Here is a 25,456-nt window from a genome sequence, read left to right as displayed (position 1 = left end):
GAATAAGTTATTCGTCCACTTCCCTCTTACCGCCCGAACTCGCAAGCGCGCTCAACTTAAAGCACGAAATGAAGAATGTAATTCTCGCCGCGTTTCGATCTTTCGTGTTTCTACACAGCCAGGGTCATTTTCGACGGATTCATCAGGGATTGTCGGCAGGTTGATGTCCGCTTCTGCCCGTAAGCGCCGAACCGCGACCTAGCCAAAAGCGTTGCGTTTGGCCGGACTCCCGTGATCCAAAGTTCCAAGCTGGGGGCTCGAATCGTGCGCTACGAACTCACCGGTTATGATGGACGCCATAAGGCCGATGCTGCCGAACAAGCCGCGCGTTGCTCGGGTGAACGACCGACGTGTCCTCAATGCCATCTTCTGAGTCCTCCGATCAGAAGCATCCTGGCGTGATCTGCCGGCGGCGTTTGACCCATACACCACTTGCTAAAACCGGCTCGTCCGCTGAAGGCGGGCTGGTGCATCGGCGGCCAACCGCTAAAATGGGATCTCTTCGCGCTCGGCGTCACCGAAGGTCATGCTGGGACCATCGAACGCAATCTGTTTCCACGTCTCGCCAACACCGCTCCGAGCCTTGAAGGCTGCGAACTCGGCCTTGTCGGTCCAGATTTCCATGTTCCTGCGCCAAGCATCGAACGGCTCCCGCAACTGCGGCTTCTGATCACTCGGCTCCTCCGGCTTGTTTTCGCGCAACCAGACTTTGGGGATGACGAGGCCGAGCACGACGTCGGCGTTCTCGATCACAAGACCGCCGCCGTAGATATCGCCGGACCGATAGTGCCAGCTCGCCGCCTTCTGGCCGTCGCGCGTGATCTGCGCCAACTGCCAAATCACGACGTCAAGCTCCTTCGCCAATGCCTTAAACGCCGCGGTCGCATGCTCAATCGTGCGGACGATGTTCCAATGCTCCTTCTCCGGCTGGATCAGCTTGAGGTGATCGATGCCGATTTGCTTGACGCCGTAGCGGCGGACAGCGATGCGGCATCCCTTCTCGATCTGTGAAGTCGTGAGCCGGCTGCGGTCCTGGACATAGATCGGCATAGCGTCGAGCCGATCGCGTGCCGTCATGAGATCCTGGAACTCCTTTTGGCTCATCTCACCGGTGATCTGTTTCCTGACGGAGACTCCGGTCATCGCGGCGAGATCCCGGTACCCAACCTGCTTTGTCGACATCTCGAGGCTGAGCAGAAGAGAGGGATAGACGCTGGACGGGTCGAGCGACGGCCCGGCGTTAGCGCGCATGATCTGCGACATCAGCGCGGATTTGCCATGCCCGGACGGTGCCGCCAGGATGATAGCCGTCCCGCCGACCTGAGGACCGATCACTTGGTCAATCTGGGGGATCTTCGTCAGGACACCAACCGTCTTCTTGCCTTGGTGCTGATAGGCTTCCGAAGCGCTCGCTATCGCATTGCGCGCGGCTTCGCCGACCTTCACGGGATGCTTTGCCCGATCCTGGTCGTCAATCTTTCGGAACAGCTCCTCGACTGACGTACGCCGGTCCTCATATCCCTTGCTCTGATCCGACGCGCGCCGGCCGAGCTCGATGCCCATCCGCTCGCGCCAAGCCATGACGACGTCGTCGACGAAGTCGAGCGCGCTGCTGACGTCGGAGGCCTTCTCGATCAGGATCTGGAGCACCGCTTCGACCGCGCCGACGCCCTCGAACTCCTGGGGCAGTTTCGACTCCAGCAGGCTCAGCGCCGGGCCGCCGGCGGTCTCGCAGCATTCCGCGACCGCGGCGAAGATGGCGCGGTGGTGCGGAACGACGAAATGCTCGGCCGACACATAGTCGGACACCTGCCAGTAGGCCTCCGCCGACCCGATGATCTTGCCGATAATGGCCTCTTCGGCGCGGATATTGCGCAGCGCGCGCGGTGTCGTTTCTTGGTTCGTCAAGCGCGCTCCTCCAAGCGCTTCCGCGCGTTCCAGATGTCGAGATAATCGGTTCGGATGCGGGGCTCCGGTTGGCTGTCGTGGCGGATCCCGATCGCCACCATGCGTTCACGCAGCCTGCGCACGGCGGCCCGCCCTGGCGGCTCGGCCAGCACCAGGTCGTTGTTCTGCTTGCGCCACGGCCGGTCGCCGTCGGGGAAACTGGTGATGTGCTCGACACCGAGCGGCACCTCGAACCCGCCGACACCGCTGGTGCTGAGCCCGGCCCACACCGGATAGCGGTATTTGACCAGCGCGCGCGCCGCGAGCGCGGTCTCGACTCCCTCGGCCATACCGATATGCGCGGCCGCCCCGCCCGCGGCGACGCCGGCGCCGATCTTGGCATTGGCGACGGCCGCCTTGCTCGGCTTCCTCGGATCGAGGTGGATCTTCCAAACCGCGGTGATCTCCTCGAAGGCGTCATCGACCCGGCAGACCAACGTCGGGAATGCGAGTGAGGTGTCGAGGTCGTAGATCACGCGCGGATGGAAACCGAGGCAGGCATCCCATCCGCCCGGGGGCACCGGGATGCCGCGGGCGATCAGGTAGGCCTCGGCATGCGTCCCAGCGATCGGCGCGCTCTCGCTCCACAGCAGGGCTGCGTTTTGCTGGCGCTCGGCCTCGTGCTCCTGAGCCCGCCGCTCATCCGCCTCGCGCTTCGCGGCGCGATCGGCTGCCAATTCTTCGCGGCGGCGCGCCTGTTCCGGCGTCTCCGGGCGGGAGTTGTCCAGCCCGACGAATTCGCGGGCTCGGTCGAAGACCTCTCTGGTGGCACGGTGATTGCCGGTGAGACCATAGGCGAAGAGGTTGAGTTCATCGCCTCCGATAGATTCCGAACTGCGAACCCATGCGCCTCGGACGTATTTCCCTGATTGGCTGAGATAGACCTGGAACGAGCCGAGGTCGCCTTTCACATCCTCGGCGGTCCTCGTGGACATGTCTCGCTGCACGAGTCCGCCGGCAAAGCGATCGGCGCGCTCGTCGGCACCGGAGCGCTGCCGCTGTCCATCATCGACATGGCCGACTTCAAGCACGGCGGACTGCAGGAGTTTTTCAACGCCTTCGTGCCGGCGTTGATGCGCTCCATGCGCGGCGTCGTCTATCTCGTGATCGAGGAGGCCCACGAATTCGCGCCGAAGGAGCGCGCCGGCATCGGCGCCGAGAACCTCGCCATCCACAACGCCAAGAAGCTGGCCACCGCGGGCCGATCCAAAGGCATCCGGATGATGGTGCTGACCCAGCGTACGCAGGCCCTGCACAACGCCGTGCTCGGCAGCTGCGACACCATCATCGCGCACCGGCTGACGGCGCCGGCGGACCAAGAGCCGGTCAAGAAGTGGCTTAAGGCGAACGTCGACAAGGCCACCTTCGAGAGCGTCTCGACGTCGCTGGCGTCGCTGAAGACTGGCTCCGGCTGGATCTGCTCCGGCGAGGCCCAGGTGGCCGAGCTCCGGCAGTTTCCGAAGATCTCGACCTACGACAATTCCGCGACGCCGACTGGCGACATGGCCGACCAGCAGGTCAAGACCGCGGCCGTCGATCGCGAGCGGCTCCGCGCCATCATCGGCGACGCCGTCAAGCAGGTCGAGAGCGAGGATCCGGTGCGGCTGCGGGCGGAGATCGCGCGGCTGACCGCGGAGTTAGCCAAGCCGGCGCGCAGCTCCGTCGTTCAAACCCAACCGGATGCTGCCGCGATCGCCGCGGCCGACCGACGCGGTTACGAGCGCGGCTTCTGGGAGGCAGCTAGCCAGGCCAAGGTCGGATACGAGGCGCTGAAGGAGCAGCTCCGCTCGACTGTCCGAAACTTCACCGCTTCCTTCGACGGGAATGTCGCCGCCGAGATCCTTGAGTTCAACCAATCGGGCTCGCCTGTCGTGCCACCAGTCACGGCCCCAACCCCGAAACCCGCGCCCGCCTCAAGCGGTCGCGCGCCAACGCCGGCGGCGAGCGGCGATGGTACCCTGCCGGGCCGCAGCAGCGCATCATCAATTCGCTGGCGACATGGCGGCGGCTCGGCCACGACCAGCCCTCGAACGCGCAGATCGCCTGGCTGGCCGGCTATAGCCCATCCTCAACGTCCTACACCAACCCGCGCAGCGCGCTGAAGACCGCCGGGCTGATCGACTATCCCGTGGCTGACCGCCTCTCCATCACCGCCGCCGGCCTCGCGAAGGCGGTCGAGATCAAGCTGAATGGCTCGCTGCTCGACTTCGTTCTCGGCAATCTCCCCGGGCCGGAAGCACGCATCCTGGCATCCATTGCTCGCCACTATCCGCGCGCGGTGCCGAACTCGGTCGCCGCGGATGGTGCGCAGTATTCAGCGAGCTCGACCAGCTACACCAACCCCCGCAGCGCGCTGCGCACCAAAGACCTCATCCGCTACCCCGAGAAAGACCACGTCCGCGCGGCGGAGTGGCTGTTCGCAGCATGAAGATCGCATGTTTCGGCAACGCCGCGGTGCCCTACACCGTGTCCTGGACTGGCGAAGAGCGGCAGTTCGTCGGCGTCTGTCCGCACGCCCGCGGGCTGGCGCTGCGCATGCAGCACGCTCCGGGGATCGGCAAACCGCAATTCGGGAAGCCGCACTCCGATCGCCAGCGCGAGGTGATCGCGCGCGGGCTCTGTGACCTCTGCGGCAAGCCGCTGAAGAACCGGACCAAGGTGTCGCTTTCACATGCCCGCGGCAGGACCAACGCTGCGCCCGGCAGCACCACGGGCATCCTCCAGGTCGAGCCGCTGCTGCACCGGGAATGCGCGCTCGACTCGATGAAGTTTTGCCCGTCGTTGAAGCGCGACCTCGCCGCCAGGACGCTGATGATCCGGCAGGTCAACCGATATGCGGTGCAATTCGCGATCATGGCGCCGGAGTACATCCAGCACTACGTGGCGGACTACGAGCCCTCCCCCAAGGACCGCATCGTCGGCCATGCCAAGGTCGAGCTCATCCGCTGGATCGATCGCGATTTCGATTGGCTGAGCCAGGCGCAAAAATCCGGTGATGACTGCCGCCAGGCCGAAAGGGTCGATGCGGCCGTCCCGATCGGAGGCGTATCCCTTGAGCCCTGATCTCTGCTTGTTCTCGACAGGTGTGCCTATGACTGCGCGTAAGACCGCCAATCTTCTCCTTGGTGACCGGACTCCGGCCTATGTCGGTCGGGAGACTGGGGCGGCAGAATTGCAAATATCGCCAGATACTTGGGATCAATGGGTGAAGGACGGCCGCCTACCGCCGCCCTGCGACACCTTTCCGACCGGAACACCCCGCTGGCGTTGGGAGGACGTCGACCGTAGACTCTCCGGCCGAAAGGCAGAGGCTGAGGCGGATAATCCCGATGCCTACATCAGGGGAGCGGCGCACCTTGGGAAGAAGAAGGGACGACGGCGTGAAGCTGCCTGAAGGCGTCGAGAAGTCTATCCGTACCAAGAACGGAAAGACCTACACCTACTATTACTGGAATCCAGGTCGCGGCACCAAACGCGAGAGCGAGCGCATTAAGCTGCCCAACGCGGTCACCGAACCGGCAGCATTCTGGCGCGAGGTCGATAGACGTCAGAAGGCGCCGCCGACAGCGTACCCCGCGAACTCGATCGGTGACCTAATCACGCGCTACCGTGGCAGCGACGAATTCAGGCGCCTCTCCGAAGGCACGCAGACGAATTACGAAGTGCATATGCGCCGCTTCGAAGACCGAGAAGGATGGGGGCTGCTCGCCGTGCGAGGCCTCGAACCGATCGCCGTACAAACGCTGCGCGACGCCATGAAAGAGACGCCGGTGATGGCAAACCAGATGCTGTCGGTCGGCAGTACCATATGGGACTGGGCGATTCCGTTGAACTTCGCCAAACTCAATCCCTTCGAGAAGATCAAGAACCTCGAGATCCTCGACCGCGGTCATGTGCCGTGGCCGGCATGGGTGATCGAGTACGTTCGCCTGCACGCCTCGCCAGACCTCGTTCGCATGAGCCGCCTCGGCGTCATGACCTGCCAGCGCGGCAGCGACATGATCCAGATGGGACCGGAGCACCGCGACGGCCACGGCCTCTGGTGCCGACCGAAGAAGACCAAGAAACGCCGGCGCGCGTTCCTGATCCCGCTCGCGACCGCCGACGCACTCGAATTGGACCGCTGGGCTGAGACGCCTGTGACCTTTACCAACTCTCGCTGGAAGAAGCCGATCGCGCATCACCGCGACGACCTGTATCTCTATTCGCCGAAGGGAGCTCAATATACCCCGGACGGGCTACGGGCACGCTTCAATCGCTGGCTCGAAGACACGCCGGAAGGCAAGCAACTCTGCAAGCGCTGGAAGGAATGGGTCGCCGGCCATGTCAAGAAATACTTCTGGGACATCGATCCGGAGGACGCTGTCCATCCGACCATTCACGGGCTCCGCGGCACCGGCATCCTGGCGCGCGCCGAGCTCGGTTACACGGTCGACCAGATCGGCAACGATATCGGCATGACCCGGCAGAACGTCGAACACTACATGCGCTTCAAGGATCAGATGAAGGTCGCCGCCGATGGCCAGAAACGACTGCGGCTGGTGAGCGAAAAGGACTAGACGCAGCCCTCCTGCAGTCTTGCAAATGCGCAGGAAGTGGCCGGAAAAGGCCGGATCAAAAACTAGGGTGTTTGCGAGACCGGGATAGGAAAATCAAACAGATAGCCGAGAATTAGATAGTCGCCCGTGAACAAGGCTCTAAGCGATTGAGGGGGAGTCTGTTTTTCGGATTTGAGAGGGTTTGAGATTGCAGGGTTTGGGAGGTCGAGGCCGCCAAACCCTGCAAATTCGTTTGTGGATTCCCTTTTGCGGCGGCCCATGATTCGGTTGCGCATCGGAGGGGGACGATGCGGCCGAAGAAGCACAAGACGACGGGATCGAATGACCTGTTCCGAGCGCGACTGGACCAGATCATCAACATGAAGCACGAGCTGGTTCTGCTGGCCGGCAAGATCGATTGGGACTGGATCGACGGCGAGATCGCTCCGCTTTACAGCGAGAACGGCCGGCCGGGGATCGAGACCCGCTTCATGATCGGGCTGCTGCTGCTCAAGCACATTTATGGGCTGTCCGATGAGGGGGTGTGCGAGCGCTGGGTCCACGACCCATATTTCCAGTTCTTCACCGGTGAAGAGTTCTTCCAGCACGCTTTCCCGCACGAGCGTTCTGACCTGAGCCATTGGCGCAAGCGGCTCGGCGACAAGCTGGAACTGCTGCTGGCCGAGAGCCTGCGGGTGGCGCACGAGGCCGGCGCATTGCGCAGCCATGACCATCGTCACCAACAATCGCCGGGCTCCTGGCGGCCTGTTCGTGCTGCACTCCAGCGCGATGCCCGACAATCCGTACGATGGCCACACCCTGCGGGACGTCATCGATCGCACCGAGACACTCACCGACTGTCCGATCGAGCGGGCCTATGTCGACAAGGGATACCGCGGCCATGACGCGCAAAATCCGCGTCGGGTCTTCATCTCCGGCCAGAAGCGCGGCGTCTTCGGTGTCATCAAGCGCGAGCTGCGCCGCCGCTCCGCCATCGAGCCCATCATCGGCCACATGAAGGCCGAAGGCCACCTCGGCCGCTGCTACCTCAAAGGCCGCGCAGGTGATGCCGCCAACGTCGTCCTCTCAGCCGTCGGCCACAACTTCCGCCGCATCCTCGCCTGGCTCAGAGAACTCTTGTGCCTGTTCCTGGAGACTGCCATGGCGATCGCTCGCAAGTTCGGCCCAGCTCAATCCGACTTCTTAACGGACGACTGCACACGTTTGTACCCGTTTTGACCTCTCGGTGCACACGTAGCGCACACGAATTGGGGAGTGCACACGGCCATGGCCAGCTTCACTCAGTTGCCCTCCGGGAACTGGCGCGTCCAGGTCCGTCGCAAGAACCGCTATGTGTCAGAGACCTTCCGCCGTCGCAAGGACGGTGAAGATTGGGCGCTCGACATGGAGCGCAACATCGACCGCCGTGGATCATCGACAAGAAACTCGGCAGCGCCGCTCTCGTAACATTTCTCGACCTCGATATATGCCTTGCCGAGATCATTGATCCAGACATGCAGTCGCGAACGAAGCACGCCCACCCTGCCGGGCAGAATCTCGTGCTGGTCGGTGTAGCTGAAATCGAGCCACGGCCACTTGTCCTGGAAGAATTCGCCAATCTCGGTTGCGACAGTGGAGACCGAGAACAGCAGGTCAGGCTCCCCCTTGAAGTCATTGAAGAAGACATCGACCGTCCAGGGCAGGGCTTCGTTCTGGGTGTCCTTGTCGATCTGGAAACAGGCGGCCTTGTTTTGCAGCGCCTTGATTAACAGTTCAGCCTTTCGTAGCTCTGAAGCTACAGCTTCGTCATCAATTCTGGCCAAGCCCGCCAGGCTTCGCTCTGCAGAATCTGCAAGTTTTCCCGCTGAAACGAGGCCTCGTATTTTATAGTCGCAACGGTCGCGAACTCCTCCTGTCCGAGAACCAGTGGACCGAGCTTGCTCCCATCGTAGGAAGCCTCATTGTTCGGATGCACATGGGCGATCAAGCCATCCAAGTAGATCCGGAAGAACGGCACGAAATGCTCTTCCACGTCTTCGATCGGCGGAATCCGCTTCGTTTGTGCAATCGGAGTAAGATTGTGAGCCTCGCCCATAGTCGAAAGCTGATTCAAGTGAATCGAGAAATAGTTCGGAGGACCGGGATCCCTGTCGACGAGCTTCGATCCAAGCTCGTCTAGCTCTTCTGCCGAAAGACTTATCTCTGCGAATCCAGGATGCTCTGAGGCGGCAGCTCGCCACAACAGGCTCAAAAAGAATAATCGCAATTTCTTGAAGTCGATATCTTTCAGTCTCCGAAGGCCCCACCCCGTGTCACCGATTTCGCTATGGTCCACGCTGGGAGGTAGCACGCGAAACGGTCCCCATCCGCTCCAAACTAGCTTTTGCCGTCGTAGCTCGGGTATGGGCCAATTGTCGAACTCGGCAAGGATCGCTTCACCCTCTGCCGTGACGAGCATGTTGTCATACCAGCTGCTCCAAGCCCGCTTCGGACGTCGTCCCCGGGATGATGTCTCCACGAAGGGAGCACCACGGACCTCCGGTCTTGTTAGAGCTTTGGGGATGAGGTGAGCTTGGACAAATTTGCCTGATTGTTTCGTCAGCTTGCAAACGCCGTACGCGCCCTTTCCGGGCGATGATTGAGCTGTCTTTGCCATTCAGAGCCCCGGAAACTTAACCGCCTTAATCATCTCGCCCCCTGGCCAAAGTGCCTTGCGGCAGCCACCAGCATGCCGGTCGTCGTTTCGTTTGTATGCAGCAAGTAGGCCAAGTCCTACGAACCTTGCGATTCACGCTGAGAAGGGATTTGCCCAATCGATCTCTATTGCGTAATCCGAGTCGGCCAACCTCGCCCTATAAATGCGTAGCCTTCTTGATCTCTTTGCTATGATTGCCTTTAGCCTAGCAAAATGATCGTCTGAAAAGTGCGGTCCCACTATGATTGCTGCCAGCTCATGGGGTTCGAAGCGCGCCTCACTATCCTTAAGCAGGAGCCGCTCCTCCTCTTCATATGCCCACTCGATTGATTTGGTGAGATAGGCCTTTCTCTCGAAAGAGGCTCGAAGTTGATATAGGGTGCCTGGGGTCTCTTTTCCGACCTGATGCAGTATATCCAAGATTTCGCTGACGAGGATAATCGGACGCTGTCGCTCGTATTTGACGGGCCGAACGAGAGTGGTCAGCGAACTCTCGGGCGATCCGGAAGTTACAAAATGATAGGCAAGTCCCCGATAGCTGTTCGCGTAGTGAGCCCAAAGAAGCTGAGATGATATACGTCTGCAAAACGAGGCGACTCTTGGCGAGTTCATTCGGACAAACGACTCGCTGAGAAGGTCAACCACGCGCTTCTCTAGATCCGCATTCGAAATTGGTTGACCTGCTTCGTCCACGACCTTCCCGCTCATTGATAAAATCGGACTGTTGAATGGTAGCCCGTCCAGCGCTTTTCCGATCTCTTCAAAACTAATATCGCTGACCACGACGGGGTTACTATCGAACGGATCGTTAAAGCTGACAGATGTTGTCAGCGGTATCTTGTGCTGAAGGACGGTGTATTCGAGGAACTCCCAAGCACGAGCATCCCGCATGCCGACGTACCGGAACAGCGACGTATTCGGCTCTGAAAACGCACCTGTTCGCGTCGCAGAAAGGACTGCCAGCTCTTTCACGGGATCGAAATTGCTGTCGTGATGTGTCACCGCGCAAATACCTTAATACCGACCGATGTCATGCGATATTGGCCTCACGGCGAGACCACTCCCCCAACAGAACTGCTACGGCCGATCATGCAAGGGCACACTCTGAGTGCAGCTCGGCTCCGACCACCTCTCTCGCAATGTCAGCGAGGTGCCGATGATGGGTGAAGAACAGGATCTGTGTCGTGGCGGCGATTTCGGCCAGCACCTCGAACCCGGCGCGGGCCCGGTCGTCATCGAAGTTAATGAAGAGGTCGTCGGCGAGGAACGGCAGCCGTACGCCCGCTGCCACGGACTGCTCGGCAGCGGCTAATCTTAAGGCCAGGAATAGCTGGTCGGCGGTGCCGTCGCTCATCGCCTCTACATCGATCGCTTGCCGGCCACCGTCGCGGACGCCGAGCAGGCGCGGCGACGTACCATCGTAGTCGATCCTTAGCTCGGCATATCGGCCGAGCGTCAGCCGACGGAACAACTCCGCGGCTCGGGCGAGGAGCGGATCCTGTCGTTCCTGGCGGTAACGCTCGATTGCCCATCTTAATGCAATGGCTTGGGCGCGTCTGAGCATGTAGGCCTCGGCCTGCGCGGCCATTTCTGCGCGAGCTTCCTCGGCCTGAGACGCGGCGTTGGCGGCATCGGCACCGGGGACGTCCAGCGCAGCGAACGTGCGTCTGGCTTCCCCAACGGCATCAGCCGTGGCCGTCACCTGCCTGTTCGCTTCAGCAATGAGCGCCACGAGCGCGTCGGCGCGCAAGGCCACAGCGTCCGGGTCCGCCGCGCGCCACTGTTCTTCTAATGCCACGAGCGGGAAACCTTCGCCGCCACGCACCACCTCGTTCTCCGCCATCGTGAGCGCTTCACGGTATCCCCGGGACCGACGAGAGGCCTGCACCGCCGCATCGAGTTCCTCGGTTGCGATTCCGGTCTCCTCAACGAGCGGCGCAATGCTCTCCATCGCCGCGGCGTGAGCGGCGAAAGCAGCTTCGATCTCGTCGGCACGCCGCTTCCGCTCGCTCTCGAGCTGGGCCAGAGCAGTCGCGTTCACTCGGGCGGTTGTCAGCCGATCCCGGAGCCGGTCGAGGCTGGCCTCGCCCTGCCCGGCTAGTCTACTCCAGAGCGCCGATAGATCCGCCTCAAACCTGGCCCGATCGAGCTCGATCCCGCGCAGCCGAGCGCTGAGGGTCTTGACCTCGTCGATCGTGGTGCGCAGCTCGTCAACCAGGGAGAGGTGAGCATCTCCCTCGTCGATGACCAGCGCAAGCCCGAGCTGCACCTGCAGTTCCTGCCACTCCTGCGCAGCGCGAGCTCTGTCATCGGCGCGATGTTTTGCCTGCCTATCCTGACTTTCCAAGGTCTCGTTGAGTTGTCGATATTCGGCCTGATCGGCACGATATTCCGCTTCCTGCTCTTCGCGAGCGGCGCGCCTGCGCTCCGCCTCGCGAAGCGCAGGAAGCAGCTGATCGCCTTCCGCGAGGACGTCGGGCATAAGCGCGAGGAGCGCTGCACGCGCTTCCTGTCGGCGCCGCGTCACAGAGATCGCCTGCTCGTCAAGCCGTGTCAGCAGAGCATTCGCTTCCAGCGCGGCGGTCCGGTCGATCAGCCAAGCCCGCAGTCGCGCTGGCTCGAGTGGCGGAAAGCCAGCGACCTCCAGACGGGAGGTCCACCGGGAGAGGGCCAACTCGACCTCAGACTTAGTCGAGGCCCGCCGTGCCTCTGCCTGGTTGCGTGAGAGATCGAGCCCCGCGGCCTGCTGATCGAGGAGCCCAAGCCGTCCCGAGTCCTCGGCGAACGCGAAACGACGGTCCGCGAGCTCGTCGGTCCTCTCTACGGCCTGCTCGTAAGCGTTCCCTGCACCTGCCGGATCGACGGGGGACGCAAGACCGCACAGGGCGTCCCGCAGGTCGCGCCATTGTTCGTCGCGGACTCGGCGTGCATCGGCCAGCTCTGCTTCCGATACCGCGTGTCCGCTGCCTGCGAGCGCCGCACGGTCGAGCGCCAGACGGGCACTCTCGTCAGCGAGGCGCCGCGCTTCTTCCGCTTCTGACCGTTCGCGGTCACGGAGCCGGGCGAGTTCTGCGTCTACCGCGGCTATCTCCTCTCCCGTCACTCCGGGAAGGCGCGCCAGCGATTCAGCATCACCAGTCCAGGGCTGTAGGCGCGAAAGCGCGAGTTTCACGGCCGTGCGGCCCTTGTCGACGTCCGAAAAGGCCGCATGACAACGGGCGTCCAGCTCATCGCCGAGGCGGTGCGCGGCATCGACGGCGGCGGCAAGTTCGGTCAGCCCTTCGGCCGGTTTGGCATCAGCGAGGCGGCGTTCAAGTGGCGCAATTCTGGCGCGCGTCTCTTCCTGCGCCTCGGCGATCGAATGAAGCGTGGCGGAAGCCTCGCCGTATGCTCGCACAAGCGCGCGCAGTCTGGCGACCGCGGGCCTGGACGGCAGTTCTTGCTCCGTCATGCCCAAGTCACGCCGCAGTTCCGCGATGCGGGCCTCCTTGAGACGACGCTCGATCAAGAGGCGATCGGCGTCGAGCTGCGCCTTCGCCATCGCTCCGCGGCGCTCCACCAGTCCTTCGACATCTTCGCTGGCAGCAAGGACGGCCGGATCGGCCGCGGTCGCGACGATGTGCTCGTCGATCTCACCAAGAAGCATCGCCGCGGTGCTCCGCTCGCGTTCGGCCCTGGCTGCGGCATCCAAAGCCCCAAGAATGCGCTCTTCCCGTGCGGGGGCGAGCACGACAACGCCTTGATCAGCCGCGAGCAGCTTGAGAAGCTCCGCCCTGCGCTGCATGGCCGGACCGATGCGGCGAAGCCGCTCGAGCTGACGCTGCTCCGCAAGCAGGGCATCTCTTTCTCGCTCCGCGCGAGCGCGTTCCGCCTCGGCTTCGGCGAGTGCGCCCTGTGCGTCCGTCCAGGCCTTCGGCCTGACCTGCCTGTCGCGAGCCAGCGCGCGATTTTCGTTATAGGCGCGTTCGGCCTGCGTGAACGAGCGGTTCTGTGCCCTGCGCGGACCCCAGATCGCATCGGCCTCCTCCTCGATCTTCTTGAGCACGGTCGTGACGCCGGTCATGCCGGAGCCGGCGGCGAACAGGGCCTGCCCGACATCATTCTTGGCCTGGACGATGGCGTGCCCACCCTCTCTCAGCCGCAAGTGGTCAAGGCTGAACGCAAGCCGGAAGCTTTCGCGGGTCTGGCCGTGCAGCATCGCGACAAGCGGGCCGTCATCGACCTGCTTGTCTCCCGCGTCCACTAGCGAGCCCATATTCGCCTTGCGCCGCCGGATCACAAGAGTGCGCCCGTCTTCCTCCAACACTGCCCCAATCCGGAGCAGCGGATACTCAAAAAGGAAATTGTACCGGGAGCGCGGCTCGAATCCGAACAGCAGCTCCGAGACCGCCGCCATGCAGGTCGTCTTGCCCGCCTCGTTGGCGCCGTAGACGATGTGGAGGTCGGGTGCCCCGTTCCTGAATTCGAGCTCGCACCCCTCAAAACGGCCAAAGCGCTCGAGCGAAAGCTGATGGAAGCGCATTAGCCGAGTGTCCCAAGTCGTGCGCGCAGGCTCGCGGCCGCGGCAGCAGCCACCTGCGCCCATTCACCGGTTCCGGCGGCATATCGGAGTTCATCCGCTTCGGGTGGGGATGCCCCGGCGCTCGCGATCAGGAAGGTGCTGAGCTCGGCTGCGAGCGCGCTGGCCAGACCAGCGTCCTGCTCCGCCCCCGCGAGCATTGCCACGATGTCTCCGGAAAGTGCACCCGGCAGATTGAACTGCGGGCGGCGGGTGTGGACCGAGATCTTTTCAAGCCACAGCTCGGACGAGGTGGCCGCGGCAATCGCGCGGGCCTCGTCGCGCAGACTGGCGCTGCGGTCAGCGAGCAGGTCGGCTAGCGCGGTCTCGCCTTGCATCACGACGCGCGCAATCAGACCATGATCCGAAGCGGCTTCGGTACGTGCCTTCGCCAGTGCTTCGCGGACGCGCTCATGAACAGCCTCGACTGTTTCGCAACCACCGCAATCGACACTGACGCGAGCCCAACGCAGCACATCCAGTTCAACACGCTCTACTCGGGTGACGGCCCGGTCATGCACCTCAACCATCACCGCGCCCTTGGCTCCGGCCTCGCGGATGTTGCGGCCCTGGAGGTTACCAGGGAAGATGACCGGTGGATCTTCGCACGCCTTCTGAAAATCGTGGACGTGGCCGAGGGCCCAATAGTCATAGCCGCGCGCACGCAGGTCGGCGAGTTCACAGGGCGCATAGGGATCATGTCTCGGATGCCCGGATAGGGACGTGTGGAGCACCCCAATGTTGAAGGCGTGCGGCACGGCATCGGGATAGTGTTGCGCGAGGTTCTCAGGTGCGGATTGTTGGGCGAAGCTCCAGCCGTGAAGCGCGACGCCGAGCTTCTCGATTCGGAAGGTCTGGGGTCCTCGCGTGCCGAAGCGATGCACGTTGGCCGGCCACGGCAGGCTCTTCGTCAATACCGACGCGGCGTCGTGGTTGCCCTGGAGAACATAGACCGGGATCCCGGCCTTCTCGAGCTTCCCCATCGCCGGGCGAAGTAGAGGCCGGTGCCCATGTCGCGCCAATCGCCGTCGAAGAGGTCGCCGGCGATCACGACGAAATCGACAGCCTCTTGGCATGCGAGATGGATCAGACTGTCGAAGGCGGCGCGGGTCGCTCCCCGTACCTCCTCGGCAGGCAGGCCCTCGTAACGTGAGAGCCCGGTCAGCGGGCTGTCGAGATGGATGTCGGCTGCATGCAGGAATCGGAAGCGGGTCATGGTTCCAGTTATCTCGTATTGGTTGCAGACAGCAACTCTGAAGCTCGAACACCCGGCGGTATGCGGCCACCGGGCTTGTCGTTACGATCTGCCAGACACCAAGTGCCAGACACGACGCCAGAAGCCTGGTGTGGCCTGGGGCGGAGTGAATTGAACAGGAGGTTCGGACTTTGGCGACTGCCCGTAGAAACGAGCTTTGGCGGTGCGATCACGGCGACGCTCGGCTTCGACTTGCTCATCGCTCCAGGGGCCGGCCTCGATCACCTTGCCGCAGTCGATCACATAATGTGACCGGCACGTCAGCGTCCAATTGCCGATCGACGGACGAAGCGAAATGGTCTCACCGTCGAACGTCATCTTCCAGTCCGTCGGCGTGAAGGGCGCGACAACCTCCTCGCCGCAACCGCAGCAGCAGCTGTGTGCCGATGTCGCATATTCCATCGAGATATAGAGAACGCCTGCCTCAAGGCGCTCGGGAATGTGTTCGACGAAACGATGCGCAAGTCGCTTGTGCCGTATCACGCGAGATCCCCGTTGATCACGATGTTGCCGTCGGTGGTGTAGGTGCAGTGATGCTCGCGCTCGAGATCGCGGTAAAAGCCGCGAATCTTCTTCCACTTCACGACCGCAAGGACAGCATTCAGGGCGTTGAGGTCCGCGACCTGGATGTTGGACGCGTAGATGTCCTTGGCGCCGCCGCCGACGAAGGAAATGCGCTGCGGTGCGTGATCACGCTTCTCAGGAGTGCTGGCGGTGACCCGCAGGATGCCGCCGAGCGAGCCCTCGTCGAGCTCAAGCCCCATGCCGACATCGACGAACGCGGCGCCGATCGCCTCGAGCTTCTCCACGATGAGTCGCTTCGCATCACCGGCGTCGAGAGACAGGAACGCAAAGGTGACCGCGTCAAGCAGGTGGATGTTGTCGGCACCGAGCGCCACATCGTGCGTCACAATGTTCCGGTGCATCCGGCTGTAGATGCGCTTGAGGTATTCGACCTTCTTCGGCGCTTCTCGCAGTTCCTCCAGGCTCGGGGCGCCTGGGGCGCGAAACGCGTTATGGGTCAGGAACTCGTCGCTGTCGAAGAGCCGGATTTCGCGGACCGGCGTCTTGGCGACGAAATCCAGGATGTAGCTGCCGGTGCCGCCGACGCCGATGATGGCGACCCGCTCGTTGACGAGTCGCTCGGTCAGGACGCCGATGCCGACACGGTCGGAGGCGGTCTCGACATAGTTGAAGACGCTGTCTTCCTCCTCTTCCGGCTCGCGGAAGGTGCGAGGCGTCGCGCCGGACTTCAGCACTGCGGCCGGACCCGCGATGATGTTCGCGTAGCTCGTCATCTTGTGGTGGTAGTCGGTGTAACCCCCGTCCGGCTTGCTGGAGAAGCTGTGCGTCGCCTTCAAGCCGTGGCCGAGGTCGAAGGCGCCGGCCGCGTGCGAGATGCCCTGGATGGGCGTCCCATCGGCGCGGCACGGGAAGTCGCCATTCCAATGGACTACATGGGCGCCCGGGGCGTTGGGCGGGCGAGTCCGATCACCGGCCAGCAAGAGGCTGGAGATGAGCGTGCCGATGCGCACCTCCCGGCGCGCATCGACATAGGGCACCTCGCGCATGACGAGATACCCGCCCTGCTGCTGGACGAAGTAGCCTTCGTCCCGCAGCCGCTTGAGGTCCGGATTACGACTGAACAGTGCGGGTGACATTGAACACCGTGCCCTTCTTCTTGACGTCGACAGAGCCGCCAGCCCCGAGCTCACCCGCGTGCGGCGTCGACGCCGCGTGCCGATAGGTCATGGAGAAGACGACGTTGGGTTCGTGCTGGCCCGGGAAGGCGAGCTGGACGATCTGCTCGAACGTGACCGTGCGGGCGTTCACTGTGCGCGGCCGCGAATTGACGATGATCTCGAACGTCAGCGGCCGCTTCGGCGCAGTGATGAAGCGCTCGATGCCGGGCTCGGTCAGATCGATCAGATCGCCAGGCTCGATCAGGCGATCTTCGCCGCCGGGGACTTCGAGGAAAACCCCCTCGCCGTCAGCCGGCTTGGCGAGGCCGTAGAGGATCGTGCCGTTGATGACCGGCTTGCCCCAGAGGAGCTCGTGGTCGTTAAGGGTCAGCTTGAAGTCGCGGTCGGTCTGGAAGGCGATGAACCGCTCGGCGCCGCGCTCACGCAGGTCGAACGGCTCGTTGAGCCTCACGTCCTCGAAATCGCCCGAGGGCAGGATCGCGACGAGGCTGTAGCCGTCCCGCGGGTCGAGTGCCGCGGTCTCGAGCAACTGGCGGCCGAGCGGCACAGGATCGCTCACCAGGCGGGATTGGAAGTTGAGGTCGCCCTGCGCGAGGAGAAAGCGATACCCCCGCGCCGGACGCAACGCCCGGCCTTCGCGCAGGGCGTCGCCGAGATCGTCGTAATCAAGAAGTTCTTCGTTGTTCATAAGATTGGGTCCTTAGGTTCGGCCGAGGCAGTGCCGCGGCTCTAAGGGTCCAATCGGAGCGAGGGAGGCCGACCGGTAAGGTCAGGCGAACTTTTTTTGCAAGGGGCCGTCGGGGGTCTGCCCGCAGATGAAGAAGGCCGGGCAGTTCGGGCAGGTGCGCGACGAGACCTCGGCCGGAAACCGTCCGCCCCGGATGTCGGCAAGGAATTTTGCAAGCTTGTCCTTGCGCCCCTTCAACTCGCGGTCCGACAAGGAAAGTTCGTGAGCATCGCCGTCGGAGAGATGAACGAGCTCGGCGACGGCGCCGGGAAAGGCCTGCCTGACCGCCAGCATCAGTGCCGCCGCGCCGACATCCCTGCTCTCGGCCGACCGCATATGGCCCGTGCGAATGCGGCGGACGGACCGGATGCCGTCCGGCCGCATCAGCACCTCGTCCGGCCGAACGATGATCTCTTCCCCGCCGAAATTGAGGCTCAGTGCGACCGGGGCCTCGGCGACCGCATCGGCGCGGTTCGCCAGGAAGAAGCGCAGCATCACCAGTGCCAGATCTCGGAACTCGGCGCGGTAGCCATGGTCGGCGAGCCCCTCTCCGGCGAGCGCCGCATCGGTGCGATCTTGCAGCGCCTGCTCGGACACGGGTCCATCTGACGTGATCACCGCCTCGACCACCGAACGAACCGCCTCGTGCAAGTGCATGAAGGCGGTCGCGGTCCGCCGCCCCCCCAACCTGCAGGACATGGGTGTAAAAGAAGCGACGCGGGCAGGATTCATAAAGAGCGATCTGGGGGGCGCCGAAGCTAAGCCGCCCGTCGACGACCAAGTCGACCCTCCGCGCTTCAGCAGCGACGGGAAGCGGCCGCGCGGGCACGAGCGAACGGCGTGTCAAGGTGGCCCCGAGACGGTCGAGGAATGGCGAAAGCGGCCGGTTGTGGCCGTTGCTCTTCTCCGTCGGCGCATAAAGGATCAGGCGATCGCGGGCGCGCGACTGCGCCACGTAGAAGAGGCACTCCTGCTCCTCGGCCTGGCCAGCGCGGAATGTCTCGATCGCGCTGCCTTCGGCGCCGGCGATCATGCCATCGGGTGCCGGACAGGGCGGCGTCGGCGGCGTGCGCGGCATCGTGTCGCTGTTGAGCCCCGGGATATGGACGCCGCCGAACTCCAGGCCCTTGGCGCCGTGGATGGTCATCAGACGAACCGCGTCGAGATGTTGCGCGGCGGCCGGCAACTGGCGCAGGTCGCGATCGTCGCCGAGGCGGACAAGCCTGCGCACGCGATCGAGCAGGCGCGTGATGGGCAGCCCTCGCCCGGCCGGCTGCACCCGCACAAAGTTGAGGAACTGCCAGATCGCGATGCCCTGCGTGCGATCGGCGAGGTCCGGCGACGTCCCAAGACGTGCGGCGATGCGTGTGCGATCAAGCAGCAGCGCAGCGAGCACGGTCCAGGGCGAGGCCGTCTGATCGAATCCGTCGAGCGCAGCCGCGAGCTTGGCAAGGGCCTCTCGACCGGCGTCGCTCAAACCGGGGATCGCCTCACCATGCCGCAGCCAGCTGGCCGGCGCATGCTCGGCCGCCCGCAGATGGTCGAAGACCGCGACCACATCCGCGAACGAGGTGGCGAAGTCCGGCCAGCAGGCAATACGCACCAGGCCCATGGCACGCCGGTCGACGAGGATCGAGAGGAGAGCCAGGAGATCCTTGACCTCGCCCCGCTCGAACAAACTGCCCAGGAAGAGGACCGGCACGCCGAGTCGTTCAAGGTCCTGCCCGATCGTCGACAGCTTTTCATTGGCGGTGCACAGGACCGCCTGGTCACGATAGGCGTAGCCGTCACGTCGGAGCTCCTCGATCGCGTCGGCGAGGGCGACCTGCTGCTGCTCGGCGCGCTGGACCGTGCGCAACTCGGGCCGATGTCCGTTGGCGTCGCGGTCCGCCTCAAGGCCACTGTCTGAATCGCCTGCGCGCATCGAAATCGCGAAGCTGGAGAAGCTGGCGACAATCTCCGGCACCGAACGATAGTTGCGCTTCAATCGACCGCGCTTGCCGCCGGCGAAGTCCTCCTTGCCGAACCGGGTCATGTTGAAGGACGAGGCACCGCGAAACCGGTAGATCGACTGCTTGGCGTCGCCGACCATCCAGAGATTGCGGCCATCGGGCCGCAGCGCGCTCAGCAACCGCACGCTGCTGCGGTTCACGTCCTGATACTCATCCACCAGGACATGATCATATTGCGCCTGCAGCGCCGCGCCGATGGCTGCGTCCTTTTCGAGCAGTTGCACCGGCAAAGCGACAAGGTCGCCGAAGTCGATGCAATGCGCGTTGCGCTTGAGCTGTTCATAGGCCGCGTAGACGCGGGCCACCTCGCCGGCGCGTTCTGCCGCCTCGCGCGCATCAGGATCCTGGACTTTCGCCAGCATGGCGCCGGCGAGCGCGGCGTAGGTTTCGGCATCGACCACCTCATCCTTCGCCCGCGAGACGGCGGCCAACATGTCGGCGATGATCTGGGTCGGATCGTAAAGATTGCGGTAGTGTGCGAACCTGAGCCGCGGGAACTCCTCCTCGAGGAGCTCGACCGCCTCGGTCCGATCCATCATCCGCGGGTCCTTCGGCAGGCCGAGCTCCGCATGGAAACGACGGATGATATCGAGGCCGAAGGCGTGGAACGTGCCGATCCACATCGCGGCGGCAGCCTCGGGCTGCTTGCGCGCGATCCGTTCTGCCATCTCGCCCGCCGCCTTGTTCGAGAAGGTCAGCAGCAAGATACGCCTCGGATCGACGTCCTCCTCCAGAAGGCCTTCGACGCGCGCGATCAGCGTCTGTGTTTTGCCGGTGCCAGGCCCCGCCTCAAGCAGATAGCTTCGCCACGATGCGCCGCGGCCGCGGCTTGCAGCGGATTGAGCGGTCGTTCGACATGCGCCGCGGTCGCGGCGGGAGGTACCGGCGGCAGCAGCAAAGCATCGAACAACTGCTGCGCGACGACCTCGAACGGCGCGCCGAGCTTCGCGGCGATGACGGACGCGGCGAGCCCTTGGTCGACATGGAGCGCCCGCGCGACGGTGCGGGGAAGCAGCAGCTCACGCGCGAACAGATCCATCTGGACCTCGCGGCGTTGCCTCCGTCCATAATCGACAACCCGATCCATTCCGACCGGCGAGGATTCGGCCGCGCGGGCCGGATCGATCGGCGCCGCTTCGCCACTAGGATCGTCGCCCAGCTCGACATGGCCGATCTCGTGCGCCACGAGGAAGGCTTGCTCAAACCGAGATCCGATATTCTCGTGGAGAATCAGATCGTCGGCGGCGACGAAGGTCGCGCGGCCGCCGTTGAGCACAGCTGCCCCCGCCGCCGTCGGCTCGACGTCAATCCCCCGCCGTCTGGCCTCGGCGACAGCAAAGTCATAGGGCGACCAGAGATCAGCGCCGGATGCGACGAGGCGAGCGTGAAGTTCGGCAGCAACTTGCCTGGCGAGCTCCACACTGTCCATGTCAGTCCGCCTCTGCCAACAGCCGCGCGCGCCTCTCGGCCGGGACGCCGGCATCGATCAGCACTTGCTCGAAGGTGACCTGCTCGCCGGCCACCGGCTTGCTGTCGGCCTTATAGCTGCGCGCCCCCGCCAACTGGGCCGAGCCCCAGGACGACTCCAACTGCGCGACAGAGCTGCGCATCGCCTCAGCCAACATCGCCAGGAAGCGTCGCGGGATACTCATGAGAGAGACCCGCCGTTCGCGCAGCGCGGTCACGACCTGCCGGGGCACGTCTAGACGCTGGGCGACGGAGCGCCAGTCATCGACCGTCAGCGCCGCGAAAGGGTCGGCTGCCGCCGTCGGCACGGCCTTCGCGTGTTGCAACCAGGCAGCATCGATCAGCGCCTGATCGGCAGCAGAGAGGGGTGCGGCATCTTCGCACGCCTCGCGGCTGAGTTCGCGCGAGAGGTCGATGAGCTCCCCGGCATATTCCGGGTAAAGCCGCAGATAGCGTTCCAAGGTCGACCGGCCAGGCTCGCTCTCGACCACGAACGCGTCGAGCACGGCCTCGCGGGATGGACGTTCGCCGGCGGGGCTCACCGCTTGTCTCCGTCGGCCATGGCAGCTCGGAGCGCGGCGAAGGCCTTGTCGCGGTAGGTTCGGACGGTCTTTTCGGATCGGCCTAAGGCTTTGGCGATGGTCATGACGTCCGGCTCCTTGGAGTCAATGGGGAAGCCCTCTCTCAACATGTGAATGATCCTGCTTTGTTCCGTCGGTAGAGCCTCAATCGCGGCATCCAGGCGCGACCGGTAAGCTGGATCGTCGAAATCCGACACCGCGAAGGGATCGTGGGTCCCTGCCGCCGCCTCGACCTCCGGTGACAGCTCACCACTCTCCTCGTCATATTCGAGGGGCTTGGAACGGTTTTCGTCGCGCCAGGCCTTTTCCTGCGCGTCGCGCCGCAGGCTCGCCAGCGCGCCGTCGAAGCGCACCTCGAAATAGTCGACCTTTTCGGCATAGGCGGCGCGGTCCGCCGAAAGGAGCTCCACGAACCGGCCGAACACCTTGTCGCGCACGACCCCGCGCGTCAGCGATTCCGTCTTGCCATCAGGGCTTTCCGCCTTGGGCAAACTGCGCAGCACCCGTTCGGTCAAGATCCGATAGAGGCGCTCGAACCACACCTCGTTGTTGTCGCGACGGCTCGCGCGAATGAAGTACACGAGACATTCGCTGGGGACGTAGCCCGGGTCCGAACGCTTCGTGATCTCCGCCTTGGCAATCAATTCGTGACGCGGCAGGACCGCCAATTCGGAGATGAGCGCTTCTACCTTCGGGTCGCGCTCGTACAGTTCGCCGCTGAGGCGTCGTTTGCGCAGCGGGGTTACGACCGCCTCGCCCGCGCGGTGCGCGCCTGTCGGTTGCCCCGCGTCGACAGCTTCCTCCAACTTGTTCATCGCGCCGCCCCGCCTTCCCTATCGCCCTTTTCGTTCAGACGCCTCTCGAGCGAGGCGATGCTGTCGAGCACGTGTAGTGCTGTCATATCGAAGGCGCTCAAGATCGCGCGGCGCGTCGGCATGGATGCGCTCGAGCACGGCGATCTTTAGATGGGGCGAGTCACTGATCACGTCCGAAAAGTGTAGCTTCTTTCGGACAAAAGGGAACCGGTCGTCCGAAGTACAACTACAAATTTCGAGCGAGCCACTATCCCATCGCCGGATCGAGGGCAAGTGGAGCGGATCGCACCATGAATTCCACCCTGCTCCAGCCATTCCAGAGGAGCCGAAGCCCCTTTCTAGGCCCAATTTCCAAGGCAACGGCCTTGGGAAACACTCGAAAGTTGCGAGCAACCTAGCCTATAGTCGCCCGGAACGAGTACGAGGGGGCAGTCGTGGTGCAGGATGGGTCGGCCGAGAAGGCCAGGTGGCTGCGCGACCTGTCGCGTTTCCTGCCGCTTCGCAGCCAGTTCGTCCTCTCAGGCAACACCCGGGATCTTCACATTCTCGAAGTGGCACCCGGACAGGTCACGGCTGCCCCCCTCTCAAAGGTGCTGCCCGACGCTCTCAGGGACGCCGGCTACGCCCGCATCGCAAGCTTTGACCTTCTGAACGGTTTTCGAGCAGTCGAGCCGTCCGACGAGAGCTACCTCACCCAGCTTGGCCTGACTGCACCAAACGGGGCTGCGGCAGGCGGTATCGATTTACTTTCCGCAGCGATTGAGCGTCACGTCGGGTCGGAAGGAGCGCCTGCAGCACTCATCGTCGATTTCGCGTCGCGATTGATCGTCCGAAACGAGGCCCTGTCACCAGCAGAACATCAACTCTTTTCGCGAGCATCGATCCTGTCGCACAGCGCGCGGGCCAGACCCGCCGGCGAACGACGACAGCCCTTCTACAACGCCATCGTATGGATCGTGGACAAGGAAGGCGATCTGCCCGACTGGTTTCTCGTCGGCAACCCAAGAGTCCGGCACATCCCGATCGGGCGCCCCGACCATATCGCGAGGCGCGCGATGATCCGCTCGCTGGTGCGCAGCCTTCCTGGTGCCCAGGATGCGAGCCAATCCGAACTGGACAAGTGCATTCAGGGCTTCGTGGACGAAACTGAGGGGCTGCTGCTGCTCGATGTCAGTGCCGTAGCGCAACTCGCGCGAAGCGAGGCCGTCACCCTCGACCGGATCTCGGATGCGGTCCGGCGTTTCAAGATTGGCGTCACAGAAGATCCCTGGCGCAAGATAAGCCGCGACAAGATCCGCTCGGCGGAAGAATTCGTGAGACGGAGAGTCAAAGGCCAGAGCCACGCCGTCACACACATGCTGGACATTGTTAAGCGCGCCGTCACCGGTATCGGACAATCCCCGAGGGGCGGTCGGCCAAGGGGCGTCGCGTTCCTGGCCGGTCCCACGGGCGTCGGCAAGACCGAGCTTGCCAAGACGATCACGAGCCTGCTGTTCGGAGACGACTCTGCCTATATCCGGTTCGATATGTCCGAGTTCAGCGCCGAGCATTCCGATCAGCGACTGATCGGAGCTCCGCCTGGCTATGTCGGATATGACGTGGGAGGCGAACTGACCAACGCGATCCGCGAAAAACCGTTCAGCGTCGTTCTCTTCGACGAGATCGAAAAAGCCCACCCGAGAATTCTCGACAAGTTCCTGCAGGTCCTTGATGACGGCGTTCTCACCTCGGGACGAGGCGATCGCGTCTACTTCTCCGAGGCGTTCATTGTCTTCACATCCAACCTGGGGATCTACGTGAGGGATTCCTCGGGCGCGCGGACTCCCAATGTGACCCCGGAAGAGTCGTTCGAGAGCGTCAAGAAGAAGGTCAGGAGCGAGATCGAGAAGCATTTCAAACAGGTTCTCAATCGCCCGGAGATCCTCAATCGAATCGGCGAAAACGTGATCGTTTTCGATTTCATCCGGTCAGAGGTAGCGAACGAGATCTTCGATCAGATGGTGGACGCCCTCCTGACGGACGTCCGGTCGCTCGGGTATGACGTCAGCCTGTCAAAGTCCGCAAACGACACGCTGCGCGGTCTATGTCTTGCAGACCTATCCAACGGCGGTCGCGGGATACGCAATCAGGTGGAGACGCATCTCACAAATCCATTGTCGCGCGCCTTGTTCGACGGCGGTGCGCAGACGGGCTGTCTCCTGATTACGGAGATCAGTGCCGGTTCGTCAACCAGCCTCCACATCGAGAGCGAGCCCTCGACGTGAGCACCAGCATTGATCTCTCGCGCATCCATTTTCCGGTCACCACCCTCGGTCCGGGCCGCCGGATCGGAATCTGGTTTCAGGGCTGCTCCATACGTTGTCCGGGATGCATCTCCATGGACACGTGGGCGCACGGACGCGGGACGACCACCGTCGATGAAGTGATCGAATCGATTTCCGCATGGAGTGCGATCGCAGACGGCATCACCATTTCCGGTGGCGAGCCCTTCGATCAGCCAGAGGCGCTCTTCGAGCTCACCGCAAGAATTAGAGGCTTTTTGGAAACGGACATACTCGTCTTCACGGGATACGAGTGGACTGCGGTTTCCGACCAAGTTGCCGGCTCGCCCGGGCTGATCGACGCGCTCGTGAGCGGCCCTTTTGCCAGGGAGGAGACGCTGACGCTTGCGCTCCGCGGCAGCGACAATCAGGAGCTTCACCTCCTCACTCCCTTGGGTAAGGCACGCTTCGCAAGCTTCGATCGCAGGCTGAAGGCCACAGACCGGACCCTCGACATCATGTTCGACGAGAATGGTGATGTCTGGTTTGCGGGGATTCCCAGGCGAGACGACTTCGGCCGGCTCCAACATTACCTTGAGAGTATTGGGGCGACCCTTGATACCTCCGAAGATAAACGCATCGCACCGCTGACGACATATATGAAATGATCCGACATTGCCCGAACTGCGACACTGAGCGTCCCCTCACCGAGCTTTTCTGTGAAGGCGTCATTGACGGTCACAATTGTGGGTGGGATCTCTCCACCATCGACATCACGGAACGTGGTGCGCCCAGGTCCCCTACACCTGCGCCGGCGCCGACACCCCAGACCCTGACGTGCCGAAACGGCCATCCCGTCTTCCCAGGAGACATCATATGTGGGGTATGTGGTGAGCC

The 25,456-nt window shown here is 63.2% G+C and carries 21 protein-coding genes and 3 pseudogenes; 8 read left to right on the top strand and 16 right to left on the bottom strand.

Annotation, left to right across the window (positions count from 1 at the left end):
* Positions 1-264: 264 nt before the first annotated feature.
* A pseudogene (locus tag AC629_RS48640) lies at positions 265-436 on the top strand (transposase); the annotation flags it as partial.
* Positions 437-486: 50 nt separating this feature from the next.
* On the opposite strand, the gene AC629_RS13865 reads toward AC629_RS48640, so the two are convergent.
* Complete coding sequence (locus AC629_RS13865; protein ID WP_084805298.1) at positions 487-1,908, bottom strand: replicative DNA helicase; 1,422 nt, start codon at positions 1,906-1,908, stop codon at positions 487-489.
* On the bottom strand, positions 1,905-2,858 hold the full coding sequence (locus AC629_RS13860) for a DUF7146 domain-containing protein (protein WP_084805297.1): 954 nt from the start codon (positions 2,856-2,858) through the stop codon (positions 1,905-1,907). The genes AC629_RS13865 and AC629_RS13860 overlap by 4 nt, the downstream gene beginning before the upstream one ends.
* Here AC629_RS13860 and AC629_RS13855 point away from each other — a divergent pair.
* The 5 genes and pseudogenes from AC629_RS13855 to AC629_RS13835 all read left to right on the top strand — a co-directional run bounded on the left by AC629_RS13855 (position 2,817) and on the right by AC629_RS13835 (position 7,692).
* On the top strand, positions 2,817-4,049 hold the full coding sequence (locus AC629_RS13855) for an ATP-binding protein (RefSeq protein ID WP_084805296.1): 1,233 nt from the start codon (positions 2,817-2,819) through the stop codon (positions 4,047-4,049). The two genes, AC629_RS13860 and AC629_RS13855, sit on opposite strands and share 42 nt — an antisense overlap.
* 26 nt (positions 4,050-4,075) lie before the next feature.
* Positions 4,076-4,375 (top strand): hypothetical protein, encoded by a 300-nt coding sequence (locus tag AC629_RS13850; protein ID WP_084805295.1) that lies wholly within the window; start codon positions 4,076-4,078, stop codon positions 4,373-4,375.
* On the top strand, positions 4,372-5,010 hold the full coding sequence (locus tag AC629_RS13845; protein ID WP_210419039.1) for a hypothetical protein: 639 nt from the start codon (positions 4,372-4,374) through the stop codon (positions 5,008-5,010). The genes AC629_RS13850 and AC629_RS13845 overlap by 4 nt, the downstream gene beginning before the upstream one ends.
* A gap of 266 nt (positions 5,011-5,276) precedes the next feature.
* The gene (locus AC629_RS13840) at positions 5,277-6,506 is read left to right on the top strand and encodes a hypothetical protein (protein ID WP_143199116.1); all 1,230 of its coding nucleotides are present in this window, start codon (positions 5,277-5,279) and stop codon (positions 6,504-6,506) included.
* A gap of 287 nt (positions 6,507-6,793) precedes the next feature.
* Positions 6,794-7,692, top strand: a pseudogene (locus AC629_RS13835) (transposase).
* Positions 7,693-7,834: 142 nt separating this feature from the next.
* On the opposite strand, the gene AC629_RS46755 reads toward AC629_RS13835, so the two are convergent.
* The 14 genes and pseudogenes from AC629_RS46755 to AC629_RS13775 all read right to left on the bottom strand — a co-directional run bounded on the left by AC629_RS46755 (position 7,835) and on the right by AC629_RS13775 (position 22,298).
* A complete protein-coding gene (locus AC629_RS46755) occupies positions 7,835-8,308 on the bottom strand; it encodes a hypothetical protein (RefSeq protein ID WP_168195475.1) in 474 nt (157 codons plus the stop codon).
* Positions 8,281-8,943 carry a hypothetical protein gene (locus AC629_RS13820; protein ID WP_084805291.1) on the bottom strand — a complete coding sequence of 221 codons (663 nt, stop codon included), beginning with the start codon at positions 8,941-8,943 and terminating at the stop codon, positions 8,281-8,283. Before AC629_RS13820 ends, AC629_RS46755 begins: the two co-directional genes overlap by 28 nt.
* 330 nt (positions 8,944-9,273) lie before the next feature.
* Entirely contained in the window at positions 9,274-10,182 is a 909-nt protein-coding gene (locus AC629_RS13815; RefSeq protein WP_143199115.1) for a DUF2971 domain-containing protein, read from the bottom strand.
* Between the two features lie 85 nt (positions 10,183-10,267).
* Positions 10,268-13,702: an ATP-binding protein gene (locus AC629_RS13810; protein ID WP_168195474.1), complete on the bottom strand. Its 3,435-nt coding sequence runs from the start codon at positions 13,700-13,702 to the stop codon at positions 10,268-10,270.
* Positions 13,702-14,721, bottom strand: a complete 1,020-nt coding sequence (locus AC629_RS13805; protein WP_210419038.1) for a metallophosphoesterase family protein — start codon at positions 14,719-14,721, stop codon at positions 13,702-13,704. The genes AC629_RS13810 and AC629_RS13805 overlap by 1 nt, the downstream gene beginning before the upstream one ends.
* Positions 14,649-14,954 carry a metallophosphoesterase family protein gene (locus tag AC629_RS47685; RefSeq protein WP_210419037.1) on the bottom strand — a complete coding sequence of 102 codons (306 nt, stop codon included), beginning with the start codon at positions 14,952-14,954 and terminating at the stop codon, positions 14,649-14,651. The genes AC629_RS13805 and AC629_RS47685 overlap by 73 nt, the downstream gene beginning before the upstream one ends.
* Positions 14,955-15,035: 81 nt before the next feature.
* Positions 15,036-15,476: a ubiquitination-like system serine protease family protein gene (locus AC629_RS13800; protein WP_084805288.1), complete on the bottom strand. Its 441-nt coding sequence runs from the start codon at positions 15,474-15,476 to the stop codon at positions 15,036-15,038.
* Positions 15,473-16,654, bottom strand: a complete 1,182-nt coding sequence (locus tag AC629_RS13795; protein WP_084805287.1) for a ThiF family adenylyltransferase — start codon at positions 16,652-16,654, stop codon at positions 15,473-15,475. The genes AC629_RS13800 and AC629_RS13795 overlap by 4 nt, the downstream gene beginning before the upstream one ends.
* Positions 16,629-17,384: a multiubiquitin domain-containing protein gene (locus tag AC629_RS13790; protein WP_084805286.1), complete on the bottom strand. Its 756-nt coding sequence runs from the start codon at positions 17,382-17,384 to the stop codon at positions 16,629-16,631. Before AC629_RS13790 ends, AC629_RS13795 begins: the two co-directional genes overlap by 26 nt.
* 81 nt (positions 17,385-17,465) lie before the next feature.
* Entirely contained in the window at positions 17,466-18,080 is a 615-nt protein-coding gene (locus tag AC629_RS50570) for a PD-(D/E)XK nuclease family protein (protein ID WP_502693012.1), read from the bottom strand.
* A 322-nt stretch (positions 18,081-18,402) separates the two neighbouring features.
* Positions 18,403-20,190 (bottom strand): annotated as a pseudogene (locus AC629_RS50565) (ATP-dependent helicase); the annotation flags it as partial.
* Positions 20,190-20,864, bottom strand: a complete 675-nt coding sequence (locus AC629_RS50560) for an ImmA/IrrE family metallo-endopeptidase (protein WP_502693011.1) — start codon at positions 20,862-20,864, stop codon at positions 20,190-20,192. The gene AC629_RS50560 and the pseudogene AC629_RS50565, both read right to left, overlap by 1 nt.
* Position 20,865: 1 nt before the next feature.
* Entirely contained in the window at positions 20,866-21,444 is a 579-nt protein-coding gene (locus AC629_RS13780; protein ID WP_084805285.1) for a hypothetical protein, read from the bottom strand.
* A complete protein-coding gene (locus tag AC629_RS13775) occupies positions 21,441-22,298 on the bottom strand; it encodes an RNA polymerase sigma factor sigma-70 region 4 domain-containing protein (protein ID WP_084805284.1) in 858 nt (285 codons plus the stop codon). The genes AC629_RS13780 and AC629_RS13775 overlap by 4 nt, the downstream gene beginning before the upstream one ends.
* Before the next feature lie 434 nt (positions 22,299-22,732).
* Between AC629_RS13775 and AC629_RS13770 the strand changes: the two genes are divergently transcribed.
* A complete protein-coding gene (locus AC629_RS13770) occupies positions 22,733-24,562 on the top strand; it encodes an AAA family ATPase (protein ID WP_084805283.1) in 1,830 nt (609 codons plus the stop codon).
* Entirely contained in the window at positions 24,559-25,227 is a 669-nt protein-coding gene (locus tag AC629_RS13765; protein WP_143199114.1) for a 4Fe-4S single cluster domain-containing protein, read from the top strand. The genes AC629_RS13770 and AC629_RS13765 overlap by 4 nt, the downstream gene beginning before the upstream one ends.
* Positions 25,228-25,456 lie beyond the last annotated feature (229 nt).

It is taken from the genome of Bradyrhizobium sp. NAS80.1 (assembly GCF_001908205.1).
GTDB lineage: Bacteria > Pseudomonadota > Alphaproteobacteria > Rhizobiales > Xanthobacteraceae > Bradyrhizobium.
Note: the sequence above shows the minus strand (reverse complement) of the source record. Positions and strands in the feature narration are given on the sequence as shown.